At 31.3% G+C, this 12,430-nt stretch carries 13 protein-coding genes; 3 read left to right on the forward strand and 10 right to left on the reverse strand.

The window, feature by feature from the left end; genetic code table 11:
- Window positions 1-16: 16 nt before the first annotated feature.
- The 5 genes from D3P13_RS18330 to D3P13_RS18350 form a co-directional block, all read right to left on the reverse strand.
- The gene (locus D3P13_RS18330) at window positions 17-577 is read right to left on the reverse strand and encodes a pentapeptide repeat-containing protein (protein WP_117884409.1); all 561 of its coding nucleotides are present in this window, start codon (window positions 575-577) and stop codon (window positions 17-19) included.
- 68 nt (window positions 578-645) lie between these two features.
- The gene (locus D3P13_RS18335) at window positions 646-2,166 is read right to left on the reverse strand and encodes a bifunctional GNAT family N-acetyltransferase/carbon-nitrogen hydrolase family protein (protein ID WP_117884411.1); all 1,521 of its coding nucleotides are present in this window, start codon (window positions 2,164-2,166) and stop codon (window positions 646-648) included.
- Between the two features lie 82 nt (window positions 2,167-2,248).
- Complete coding sequence (locus tag D3P13_RS18340; RefSeq protein ID WP_117884413.1) at window positions 2,249-3,388, reverse strand: acyl-CoA dehydrogenase family protein; 1,140 nt, start codon at window positions 3,386-3,388, stop codon at window positions 2,249-2,251.
- Between the two features lie 78 nt (window positions 3,389-3,466).
- Complete coding sequence (locus D3P13_RS18345; RefSeq protein ID WP_117884415.1) at window positions 3,467-4,384, reverse strand: helix-hairpin-helix domain-containing protein; 918 nt, start codon at window positions 4,382-4,384, stop codon at window positions 3,467-3,469.
- Window positions 4,385-4,404: 20 nt separating this feature from the next.
- Complete coding sequence (locus tag D3P13_RS18350; RefSeq protein WP_117884418.1) at window positions 4,405-6,000, reverse strand: alanine/glycine:cation symporter family protein; 1,596 nt, start codon at window positions 5,998-6,000, stop codon at window positions 4,405-4,407.
- Between the two features lie 169 nt (window positions 6,001-6,169).
- Between D3P13_RS18350 and D3P13_RS18355 the strand changes: the two genes are divergently transcribed.
- The 3 genes from D3P13_RS18355 (at window position 6,170) to D3P13_RS18365 (ending at window position 9,198) form a co-directional block, all read left to right on the forward strand.
- On the forward strand, window positions 6,170-6,532 hold the full coding sequence (locus tag D3P13_RS18355; protein ID WP_117884420.1) for a CoA-binding protein: 363 nt from the start codon (window positions 6,170-6,172) through the stop codon (window positions 6,530-6,532).
- Between the two features lie 296 nt (window positions 6,533-6,828).
- Window positions 6,829-7,368 (forward strand): outer membrane beta-barrel protein, encoded by a 540-nt coding sequence (locus D3P13_RS18360; RefSeq protein WP_117884422.1) that lies wholly within the window; start codon window positions 6,829-6,831, stop codon window positions 7,366-7,368.
- Window positions 7,369-8,385: 1,017 nt separating this feature from the next.
- The gene (locus D3P13_RS18365) at window positions 8,386-9,198 is read left to right on the forward strand and encodes a helix-turn-helix domain-containing protein (RefSeq protein WP_157972963.1); all 813 of its coding nucleotides are present in this window, start codon (window positions 8,386-8,388) and stop codon (window positions 9,196-9,198) included.
- On the opposite strand, the gene D3P13_RS18370 is transcribed toward D3P13_RS18365, so the two are convergent.
- The 5 genes from D3P13_RS18370 to pyrR are packed head-to-tail and all read right to left on the reverse strand — an operon-like array spanning window position 9,179 to window position 12,329.
- Window positions 9,179-10,135, reverse strand: a complete 957-nt coding sequence (locus tag D3P13_RS18370) for a ribonuclease Z (protein ID WP_117884425.1) — start codon at window positions 10,133-10,135, stop codon at window positions 9,179-9,181. The two genes, D3P13_RS18365 and D3P13_RS18370, sit on opposite strands and share 20 nt — an antisense overlap.
- Window positions 10,132-10,488, reverse strand: coding sequence for a T9SS type A sorting domain-containing protein (locus tag D3P13_RS18375; RefSeq protein WP_117884427.1), 357 nt, complete (start codon window positions 10,486-10,488; stop codon window positions 10,132-10,134). The genes D3P13_RS18370 and D3P13_RS18375 overlap by 4 nt, the downstream gene beginning before the upstream one ends.
- A gap of 38 nt (window positions 10,489-10,526) precedes the next feature.
- Window positions 10,527-10,859 (reverse strand): ribonuclease Z, encoded by a 333-nt coding sequence (locus tag D3P13_RS18380; protein ID WP_117884429.1) that lies wholly within the window; start codon window positions 10,857-10,859, stop codon window positions 10,527-10,529.
- Window positions 10,856-11,785, reverse strand: coding sequence for an aspartate carbamoyltransferase catalytic subunit (locus tag D3P13_RS18385; RefSeq protein WP_117884431.1), 930 nt, complete (start codon window positions 11,783-11,785; stop codon window positions 10,856-10,858). The genes D3P13_RS18380 and D3P13_RS18385 overlap by 4 nt, the downstream gene beginning before the upstream one ends.
- 1 nt (window position 11,786) lies before the next feature.
- Window positions 11,787-12,329, reverse strand: coding sequence for a bifunctional pyr operon transcriptional regulator/uracil phosphoribosyltransferase PyrR (gene pyrR / locus D3P13_RS18390; protein WP_117884433.1), 543 nt, complete (start codon window positions 12,327-12,329; stop codon window positions 11,787-11,789).
- Window positions 12,330-12,430 lie beyond the last annotated feature (101 nt).

Here is a 12,430-nt window from a genome sequence, read left to right on the forward strand (position 1 = left end):
TCTGAATGAATAGATTTTAATTTATTTTTAAGTGATATTTTTTTAATAACCCTTCCAGTTGGTTGGCTGAAAATTGCCCTCCTTTTATCTTGTTATTCTCAGGGTCAATACTAAAATTATAAGCGGTAGTAAAATCCGCTTTCTCAAGGTTTGTGTTTTCAAAGTTGGCATTTTCCAGGTTGCAATTCTTAAATTGAGCATTAGAAAGTTCAGCACCTGAGAAATCAACTTCTTTTAAACTACAATCTATAAAGTTTTGATTTTTTAATTTACGTTGGTAAAAAGAGGCAAAATCTAATTGACAATCGGTAAAGGATGCAATAAAAGTAAACTTGTTTGCACTGTCAAAAGGCAGTCCTAAAAGCTTACAATTCGTAAACTCAACTTCATTAAATATGGTTGCATAAATTTTCGCAGAACTTAAGTCGCAATCTACAAATGAACAATCCACAAAGGAAATGGAGGAGAGGTCTGTATTTGAAAAGATACAATCTATAAAAGTACAATCTTCATACTCGTCTACAGGTAAAGGACTTGCGGTGTAATTTTTTTTCTTAAAAGTTTGGCTTTCAATCATTGTGAATTAAATATTACTCAAGGTCAAAATAAAAAAATGCCACATTTTCATGTGGCATTTGAACACGTTTACTTTTTTCTCAACTCAAAAAGGTCTTTTCGTCTGTCTTTTAAGTTTTTTACGCTTCCAAATTGATGGAGCTCACGTAACAAATCAATATCGACGTCTGCTATTAAAATCATTTCGGAGTTTTGCGTTGCCTCTGCTTTTATTCCATTGGTGGGAAAAGCAAAATCACATGGTGTAAATACCATAGATTGAGCAAACTGGATATCCATATTATGCACTTTTGGTAAATTACCAACACTACCCGCAATGGCTACATAACATTCGTTTTCAATTGCTCTTGCTTGAGCACAATTACGTACTCTTGAATAGCCATTTTGTGTATCTGTTAAAAAGGGTACAAACAAAATATCCATACCTTCATCTGCTAATAACCTACTTAACTCAGGAAACTCTACATCGTAACAAATTAAGATACCTATTTTACCACAATCGGTATCAAAAGTTTTTAATTGATTGCCACCAACCATTCCCCAAACTTTAGCTTCATCAGGGGTAACATGCAATTTTTCATAACGTTCAATGGTACCATCTCTACGGCATAAATAACCTACGTTATAGAGCCTGTCATCTCTCATTTCAGGTAAACTACCAGAAATAATATTGATGTTATAAGAAATAGCCAATGAAGAAAATTTTTGAACAATAGCATCCGTATATCCTGCCAATTCTCTGATTGCATCAGGAGTTGGTAAGTGGTTGTTGCCCGCCATTAGCGGAGCATTAAAAAACTCAGGGAATAAAGCGAAATCTGATCTGTAACCAGATACGGCATCAATAAAGAATTCAGCTTGTTGCAATAGTTCGTCTAGATTTTTATAAGGACGCATTTGCCATTGAATTAACCCTAGACGGACAATTTTTTTGACTATACTCGCTTTTTTTTGTTGTTTTTCAAAATAGATATTATCCCATTCTAATAAAACAGCATAGGCGTCAGAGGCTTTATCATCCTCTAAATAATTTTTTAAAATTTTTGTGGGATGGAAATCATTTGAAATCTGAAAATTTAAAACAGGATCATGAATCTCTTTCCTCTTTACTTTGTTTAAGTACTCTTTTGGAGTTAACTCTTCCTTGTATTTATGATAATTAGGAATGCGACCACCAAAAGCAACCCCTCTTAGATTTAAACGTTCACAAAGCTCTTTTCTGTAATCATACAAGCGTCTACCTAAACGCATTCCTCTAAATTCAGGTTTGATAAAAACCTCAATACCATATAAAACATCGCCCTTCTTAGTATGCGTGCTAAAGGTATAGTTACCCGTAAGTTCTTTATAGGTGTTCTTTTCGTCAAATTGAGCATAGTCAATAATAATTGATAATGCACAACCGGCAATTTGATTGTTGATTTTTATAACGACTTGCCCTTCAGGGAATAGTCTAATTAAAGTATTTATTTGTGATTCTTTCCAATAGCTGTCAGGCATATTGGTGTAAGAAGCAATCATTACTTCTTTAAGTTCTTGATAATCATCTAAACTTAAATAGGTTAACTCAATATTTTCTATATCTTGCATAAACGAAGAATAAAAATTTAAGATAAAATAGTATTAAAGTTTTCGAGTTCCACTTTTTTTTTCGTGGAGTGACGAGTAATTTTTATTTTAAAATATTTCTGGCAATAACCAGTTTTTGAATTTCGGTAGTACCTTCACCAATAGTACATAATTTAGAATCTCTATAAAATTTCTCTACAGGAAATTCTTTGGTATAACCATAACCACCATGAATTTGTACAGCTTCATTGGCTACTTTTACACACACCTCAGAGGAATACATTTTTGCCATGGCTCCAATTTTTGTAACACTTTTACCCGTGTTTTTTAAATAAGCTGCTTTGTGTAATAAAAGTTCAGAGGCTTCAATTTCTGTGGCCATATCTGCCAATTTAAAAGAAATACCTTGGAAAGAGCTTATAGGTTTTCCAAATTGAACACGTTCTTTCGAATATTTTAAAGCCGCTTCGTAAGCACCTTTTGCTATACCTAGACTCAGTGCTCCGATAGAAATTCTACCTCCGTCAAGTACCTTCAATGCTTGGACAAAACCATTTCCTTCAATTCCTAATAAGTTATCTTTATGAACACGGCAATTATCAAAAATAAGTTCCGCTGTTTCAGAAGCTCTCATTCCCAATTTATCTTCTTTTTTACCAGAAGAAAAGCCTTTTGTACCTTTTTCAATAACAAAAGCAGACATACCACGTGAATCTCCTTTTTCTCCTGTTCTAGCCATAATAACGGCCACATCTCCGCTTATACCATGAGTGATAAAGTTTTTTGCACCATTAAGCACATAATAATCACCATCTTTTACCGCTGTGGTATTCATTCCACCGGCATCAGAACCAGTATTGTGTTCCGTTAATCCCCAGGCACCAATCCATTCAGCAGAAGCTAATTTAGGTAACCATTTTTTCTTTTGTTCTTCATTACCGAAGTAATTAATATGACCTGTACATAATGAATTATGTGCAGCAATAGATAACCCAATAGATGGATCAACTTTAGATATTTCTTCAATAATAGCTATATATTCATGATAACCTAAACCTGAGCCACCATATTCTTCAGAAATGAAAACACCCATAAAGCCTAATTCACCAGCTTTTTTAAACAAGGAAACAGGAAATGTTTGTGCCTCATCCCATTCCATAATATGTGGACGAATATATTTTTCAGCAAATTCTTTAGCCGCTTCGGCTATATGGTTTTGTTCTTCAGAATATTCAAAATTCATAGTAGTGTTTTAATTGTTTTTTCGTTTAACGGAATTCTGTGTATGAATCTAATAGATTAATACTTCAAAAATTACCAGCTAACGAGCCTCCAAATATAGTGCTATTCTATCAAATTTATCTTTGGGAAAGTCAGGTATTTTTTTGAGTTCTTTTAACAATTGGATTTCAGCAACTTCATCCCTATATTCGAATATTTTTTTGGTAAGTTCATAATCAATATAGACAATTGATAGTACCTCTTTAAATGTTGCCGTATTTACATTTATTTTTGTGATAGATGGTTTTGATAGTACTTTGTATCTGAGCAAAACCTTATCAGCAATCTCTTTATCTAAGTAATACACTTCGTAGAGCTGAGTATTAAAAGAAAAACCACTCAATTTTTTACGATAGTCAATAATTCGTTTTGCTAATTTTTCACCTATACCGTTAATTGTTCGCAGGTCTTCAGCTGTTACAGAATTTAAATCGCTAATTACAATAGCTTCATTTTTATCTTTTGCGATTGAATTATCAGTTGTAATTAAAGTATTACTCTCTTTTTTATTCCATTTATTAGAATTCTTTTTAGGATTTGTAATCCAATCTGGAAATTTAAAATAGGGAGCAATTACTGCCAGTAAACTGTCTGATATTTTTGTTATTTCTTGAAATTGTTTGGCAGAATTTACAAATTTTCCGGCTGCTCTGTGTGTTAGTAATCTGTCAATTTCGTCAGTATTCAGACCTAATTGATACCCTTTAGAGTCGGTTAAATAACTTGGGTTAAACGGATATATTTTTGGAAAAGATTTGTTTTCTTTTTCGACTATTTTAATTTTTTTAATAGAATCAATTTTGTTTTGAATCTGAATCGTTTCCATAGTATCAATGGAGTCATTATTTTCAAATTTAGGGATAACAAAAAAATAAATAAGTTGAAGGGTAATTATAATTAATGCCAAAAAGAAAATCCCATTCCGTTGGCTTTTATTGAACCAGAAATGGGATTTCATATTATATTGTTTTTGAATTATTAACTTTCTTTTCTTGCCTTTATTGCTGCAAGATATTTGTTTAATTCTTGTTTAACCTTGGGAGCCAATAGTACTAAACCAATCATATTTGGAACCATCATCGCAAATATCATTGCATCTGAAAAACCAATAACTGATCCTAAACTCGCAGCTGCACCGATTACCACAAAAATACAGAATAAAAGCTTGTAAGCATATTCCATTTTTTTTGATCTTCCGAAAAGATAAGCCCAACCTTGAAAGCCATAATATGACCATGAGATCATTGTACTAAAAGCAAATAAGACAACGGCAATTGTCAATACATATGGAAACCATGAAATTGCAGATTCAAATGCACCCGACGTAAGTAAAATTGCTTGTGCATCATTTAATGAGGCATTTTCGGCGGTAACATTTCCTGTAATAATAAGCACTAAAGCAGTCATGGTACATACTACCACAGTATCAATAAATGGCTCTAATAAAGCGACCATACCTTCAGATGCTGCATATTTTGTTTTTACAGCTGAATGGGCAATTGAAGCAGATCCAACACCGGCTTCATTTGAGAATGCAGCACGCCTAAATCCTTGTACTAAAACACCTACTGCACCACCAGCTACCCCTTCAGGGCTAAAGGCACCATTAAATATTTGCATAAAAGCATCACCTATCATTTCGTAATTGGCAATGATAACGAATAAAGAAGCTGTAACATAAATTACCACCATAAATGGTACAATCTTATCTGTAACCTTTGCTATTTTTTTAATACCACCTATAATTACAATTCCTACAAGAACAGCCATTACAAGTCCAAACATCCATCCTCTGTCATGTAAAAAAGAGGCGTCACCACCAGTTATACTTTCTACCAATTGAAAAGCTTGATTTACTTGAAACATATTACCACCACCAAAAGATCCGCCAATTACAAAAACGGCAAACACACCAGCCAATACTTTACCCAATCCACCAAGACCTTTAGATTTAAGACCTTTGGTTAAATAGTACATCGGCCCTCCATACACAGTACCGTCTGCTTCTATATCTCTATATTTAACACCTAGTGTACATTCAACAAATTTTGAAGCCATTCCTAAAAGTCCCGCTACTATCATCCAAAAGGTTGCACCAGCACCACCAATAGAAACGGCAATAGCGACACCAGCAATATTTCCTAAACCTACCGTTGCAGAAAGTGCAGCTGTTAATGCTTGAAAGTGTGATACTTCTCCTTCATGTCCTTCTACTCTTATGGTATCAGGGTTATCTTCTTCATCAGTAAATTCTAGTTTAGCCATTTCAACCTTATGATTTTTTCTGTCTTCAAGGTCGTCATACTTTCCTCTAACTATATTAATTGAAGTCCAAAAACCACGGAAACTTATAAGATTAAAATAAAAAGTAAAATAAGTAGCACCAAGTATAAGAGGGAATAATACCCAATAAATTGAAACCTCTTCAGAAAAAGGAATTTGATAAAAAATGAAATCAACAAACCAACCTGTAGCATTACCAAAAATGCGATCAATTTTTTCATCTACACCTTCTTGTGCAAAAATGGCAATTGGAGTTAACAAAAATATAAAGTTTAGTAGCTTTTTATTCATAATAAATGGAGTTGATTTTTATAATTTAATCTGCAATATCTTAAAAAAAATGGAGTTAATGAAAGTTTTAAGAGTAAAAATTATTATTACTTCAACAGGTATCAATTTAAATATGGAAAAAAGTTGTATATTATAGCATAAAATTTAAACTAAATGCCAAATCTAATTTATGAGTAAAAAAACATTAGTCCTTGGTGCTTCAACCAAACCCAGCAGGTACTCTTATGTAGCCATCAAAAGATTTTTAGAAAAAGATATTGAAGTAAGGGCGATTGGATTAAGAAATGGATCAGTAGGGCCAGTTCCTATTGAAACAGATAAACCCGATTTTAAAGACATTGATACGGTTACTTTATATTTGAACCCAAGAAGGCAAACAGAGTATTATAATTATATTATATCGTTAAAACCTAAACGGGTAATATTTAATCCAGGTGCTGAAAATGATGAATTTGTAGCCTTGTTAACGGAGAATAATATTAAAGCTGAAGTAGCATGTACTTTGGTGATGTTGTCTGTTGATGCGTATTAAGAGGTTAGAAGGTTTCGTGCTTCGAATTAAATAGTTCAGGTTTAGCTTTGTGGATTTTTTTTAACGTAACTTTTTATTAGAATACTTATTTCAAACTTAAAAAATTTAAGTCCTCGGTCTTCTGGTCTTTTCAACCTTAATTTTGAATATCTCGTTTTATATTTCAGCCTTTCCACTTCCGACCTTTTTTCATATTACTAACAATAAATATGTCCGAATTTATCTACAAACGATAATTTCGGACTTTTTTGAAATACAGTTCTGTAGTTTTATTGTATAATTTTAAAAAGAACTTTATGAAGTATTTAATTGTTGTTTTATTTCTTGTATTTCCTTTATCGTTATTGTCTCAAAACAATAGCGAATCTTTTCATTTGAATTCAATAGCGATTTCTCCTGGTATTTATTTTGATAATAGTACATCTGGTCTGGTAATAAACGGAGAATTAAGTTTTGCTTACAAAAGTAATTTATTTACTTTTTCGGCTACCACGGGTAGCGAAGTGAATTTTTTTGATAATCACGATAATTTCTATTCTTTAAATTTATTATATGGTCGAGAGTTTTCTTTGGGTCGTAAATTTTCAATTGATGCACATGCTGGCATCGGATATTTTTCATTTAAATCAACTAGGTATCATTGGGAAGGTGATGAAAGTATATTGATTGATAATCCAAGGACTACAATAGGTTTACCTGTATCTGCTAGAGTTAGATATAAATTTAATGATTTTATATCATTAGGATTAAAGTTTGAGGAGAACTTTAATTCGGTTAACTCTGTTTTTAATACTGGCGTTATTGTACAATGGAATTTTAAAAAGCGGAAAAAATAAAACGATTATTTATTGTTTTTTTTACTAATATTTTCAATTAAATCATAGTGACAATCAGACAGTATCGTTAATTCAAGTAAAACTTGGTTTTTATTATTTGAATCTGGAATTAATGAAGTGAGCTCAATAACCCAAATCCATTTTGGTACTGGATAATTTTATAATGTAATTCTAAAATAAATATTAAGAAGTACTTTATAAAGTTTATAATGCTATTATTAGCACTCGTTTTGTTTACATTTTTATAATACATTGATGATTAGTGTTTTACGCTATTGGCCATTGCCCAAATTGGCGAAAATACTTTTGGTTGTTTTGTTATATAGATGATAAACTATTTTAACCTAGGGGTGGGGCTGGTAGTTTGGGTAGTGCCTCTGCATATCATGTAGTTTCTTGGGTAGTAAGTGGTAATAATACAACTAATGTGTTAGATGTAAATAACTTTCAGGAAGGTAAACAAAATAATAATTTTGTTATGCATTTTCAAACTTCTTCAGAAAATTTATTAGTAGAATACAATAGTTAAAGCGGTTTTTTCTGTAGGATTTGTATGTTTTTAAATGTATTTGACATATCTTTATTTTTTGTAATTAGGAGTTTTAATTCGTCGCTAACTTAGAAAGAAATAATTTATTATTCCTTGGTACCAATCAAAATATGCAATCCAACGGTATTAACTTGTTGAACACTCTTCTTATTGCAGGTGTCATTCAAGGATTTTTATTTAATATTATTACCTTTTTTAAAAATAAATTATCAAACAAAGCAATACTGTTTTTGAACCTGACGATTTTTTTTCTTTCAGCTAATAATTTACAGGCATGGTTGATAAATAAGAATTTTATTTCCATCAATTTTTATATAAAGTACATGCAAATTCCTTGGTACTTTTTTTTAGTACCCATGTTTTATTTGTTTTTGATCAATTATTTGAAATTTAACAAAAGGTATAAATCGTTCCTTGTATTTTCAATTGTTCTATTTGTAGTTGCTATAATAATAAGGCTAGTTTTATTGATCTATTTAAATACTCATAATTATAGCCAAGAATATACAGATGGTTTTATTGATCAATACAATTTAATTGAAGAGACTATCATATTTGTATATAGTATTTCAATTTTTTATTATTCGGTTTACATCATTTTTACTTATAAAAAAGAACTTCTCTTTATATTAAATTTCGACAATTTAAATTGGATTAAGTTTTTTCTATTTTTCTCTATGGGTTTGGTTTTATTATGGATAATTGCTCTTTATAAGAGTCACGAACTTGCAAAGTTTAATCCATCAGAATATTATGACCCTATAAGAATTAGTATATCGATTCTAATATATTGGTTGGGATATCACGGGACTAATCAACTGCGATTTGTAAATAGTAGGATATTCATTAGAAATCAAATAAGAAGTCAAATAAATGTAAATCAATCTGTTAAAATACGTAATGAAGATAATAGGGATGATAATAAACAACAAGCTCATTTTATAGAGATTGATAGTTATATTAATAATACCAAGAAATTTACAGATGCAAAGTTGAGTTTGGAATCTTTAGCCGAAGAGTTAAAAATTAGTACTAGTTTTCTGTCATCAATTATTAATAAAGGAAATAAAACCAGTTTTACCGATTATATCAATGATTATCGTGTAAATCAGGCAAAAGAACTTTTAAAAGATGTGGAGTATGCAAACTATAAAATATTAAGTATTGGACTAGAATCCGGTTTTAATTCTAAATCTACATTTTATTCAGCATTTAAAAAGCATACTGGTATAACTCCAGTGCAATATAAAAAGTCAGTGCTTAATTTTGATGAGCAATAATTAGCTTGTCAGGAACTTTACTATCAATTTTAATAGTTTTACCTTCTTTTGCCAATGTAACGTTGTCAAAAACAGTTTCCGCTTCCTCTTTAAATAGGTTGAGGTCTTCATATCTACTGGAATAATGACCTAGTATTAATTGACCTACTCTTGCTTCTTCAGCTATTTTAGCTGCTTCTTCTGCAGTAGAGTGTTTCGTTCTAACAGCAGTTTCTTGCCTGTCTTTTAAAAAAGTTGATTCATGGTATAATAAATCTACATTCTTTATTATAGAAGTTATCTCAGGTTTGTAAACGGTGTCGCTACAAAAAGCGTAGCTAAGTGGTTTATTTGGGTTAAATGTAAGTTGCTCATTTGTTATTACATGACCATTAGCTTTAACAAAATCTTTACCATCTTTTAAATTCTGATAATCGCAAATTTCAATCTCAGAATATTTTTTAATGGCGTTCATATTTAATTTCCTTTCACCAACTTTTTCTTTGAATAAAAAGCCATTGGTATACACACGATGCTCTAATGGTATTGTGAATACTTCCATTTTGTCATCTTCAAAAATGAGTTCTTTATTAGGGCTATTAAGCTCATGAAATATGATATCAAACTGAGGCCAAGAATTACTCGTTTTCAATTGTAACATAATGATTTCTTTTAGGCCCGTTGGAGCATAAATGTGTAAATCATTTTTGCGGTTTAAAAGTCCAAATGTTGAAATCAAGCCAATTAGTCCAAAAAAATGATCACCATGTAAATGAGAAATAAAGATATGACCAATGGTCGAAAATTTAATTTTATATTTTCGTAATTGCACCTGAGTTCCTTCACCACAATCAATTAAAAACCGTCTGTTATTAATTTCTAAATATTGTGATGTTGGATGTGCAAATGTCCTTGGAGTAGCTGAATGACAGCCCAATATGGTCAAACTAATGCTCATTTAATAACAATACGTTTAGATTTAATTTCAGTATTTGTTTTTAATGAATAGATGTAAATTCCCGAATCTAATTTGTCTCTATAGAAGGGGATGGAGTTCGCACCAACTTTTGTAGTATACTTTTGCGTATAAACTACGTTTCCAATCAGGTCTTTTACTGAAAATAAAATTTCGAAAACAGCAGCTGCTTGAAATTTAATTTTAGTTGTAACGCTAAAAGGGTTGGGTGAGGCTGCAATTTCTTTAAGAGCAGTAACCGATTCTTGGGTACCGCCATTTTTTTTCTGCTGTTGTGCTACAACCGCTGAAGAAAGTGAAACCAATAAAAATAATAAGAGTAGTTTTTTTACCATAAGCTATTTAAAGTTTTATTTAATTATTCCCATTTATATTAAAAACCTAAGTCTCGTTCAATATTTTCCATTTCTATAATATCAAAGGCCTCGACGTGTGTAGGTACAACAATCATTTCATTGGGGAAGTCATCTGCCTCAATTTCATTTAAAATAATAACAAATGACATGCCATTATTTTTATGCTGTTTTACAATTGGCAAAAATAACAAGATATTTTCTTTATCTATCCCTTTTGACTTAGAAAAATCAAGAATGACATTCTCATTTTTAAATTTAGCATATTTTTTTGAGAAATTCGAAAAAAAATCAAGAATTGATAATTTTTCATTTGTAATAACAGTTGCTATATCTGTTTTTTCTATAATCATTTTTTTATTTGTTGAGCTAATAAATAGATAACAGCCATGCGAATTGCAACACCATTTTCTACTTGATTTAAGATAATGGACTGATCTGAATCAGCTACATCGCTTGTAATTTCTACACCTCTATTAATAGGTCCTGGATGCATTATTACAATTTTCTTGCCAAGACTATCTAGCAGTTGCTTATTTATGCCAAAAAGCTGTGTGTACTCTCTAATAGAAGGAAAATATTTAATATCCATTCGTTCATGCTGCACCCGTAAAACGTTAGCAACATCGCACCATTCCAACGCCTTTCTTAAATTGGTCTCAACTTCTACACCTAAACTTGTTATATGTTTTGGAATTAAAGTTGTGGGACCGCAAACTTTTACTTTTGCTCCTTGTAATTGTAAGGCAAAAATATTTGATAAGGCGACTCTTGAGTGTAAAATATCACCAATAATGACTATCTTCTTACCTTTAACTGTGCCTAATTTTTCTTTTATAGAATAACTATCTAATAAGGCTTGTGTAGGATGTTCATGTGCCCCATCACCAGCATTTATAATTCGAGCATCAACATGTTTAGATAAAAATACACCTGCACCAACATTGGGGTGTCTCATAACAACAATATCAACTTTCATGGAAAGAATGTTGTTTACTGTATCAATAAGAGTTTCTCCTTTTTTTACCGAAGATTGACTGGCAGAAAAGTTAATTATATCTGCAGAAAGCCTTTTCTCGGCAAGTTCAAAAGATAATTTAGTTCGTGTACTGTTTTCAAAAAACAAGTTGGCAATAGTAATATCTCGCAGCGAAGGAACTTTCTTAATAGGTCTATTAATTACTTCTTTAAAATGGTCTGCTGTTTCAAAAATTAGATTAATATCTTCATTTTTGAGATATTTGATTCCTAATAAATGCTCTGTGCTTAACGCTTTCATTTTAATTATTGCTTAATAAGTAAACGGCATCTTTTTTATCGTTTTCGAGCCAAGACACTTTAACTTTTTCTGAATTAATAACATCTACTTGTCTTCCTTTATAATTGGGTTGTATTGGTAAATGTCTACTAAATCTTCTATCTATTAATACTAACAATTCTATAGATTCTGGTCGTCCAAATGACTGTAGAGCCGTTAAGGCTGATCGTACACTTCTACCTGAAAACAAAACATCATCGATAATAACCACATTTTTGTCCTCAACAATAAAGTCAATAGTTGTATTACTGGCAGCCAAAGGTTCATCTCTACGTCTAAAATCATCACGATAAAAAGTAATATCTAGCTGTCCCAGTTTAATATTAGAGATGTTATAATCATTCTGTAAAATTTCTTTTAATCTCTTGGCAAGAAAAATACCCCTTGGTTGCAAACCAATTAATACTGTGTCCTTAAAATCGTTATGATTTTCAATGAGCTGACAAGCCAAGCGATGTAGGATGATGTGAATATCTTTTGCGTTAAGTAATGTCTTCTTTGCCATTAGAGCAGTGCGAGCCTTTGATTGTAGGACAAAAATACATTTTTTTTTAATAAATAAAACGGTTTATAACGTGTTAATTAATTTGTTAACAACATTTGGGC

It is taken from the genome of Aureibaculum luteum, from assembly GCF_003449015.1.
In the GTDB taxonomy this organism is placed as follows: Bacteria; Bacteroidota; Bacteroidia; order Flavobacteriales; family Flavobacteriaceae; genus Aureibaculum; species Aureibaculum luteum.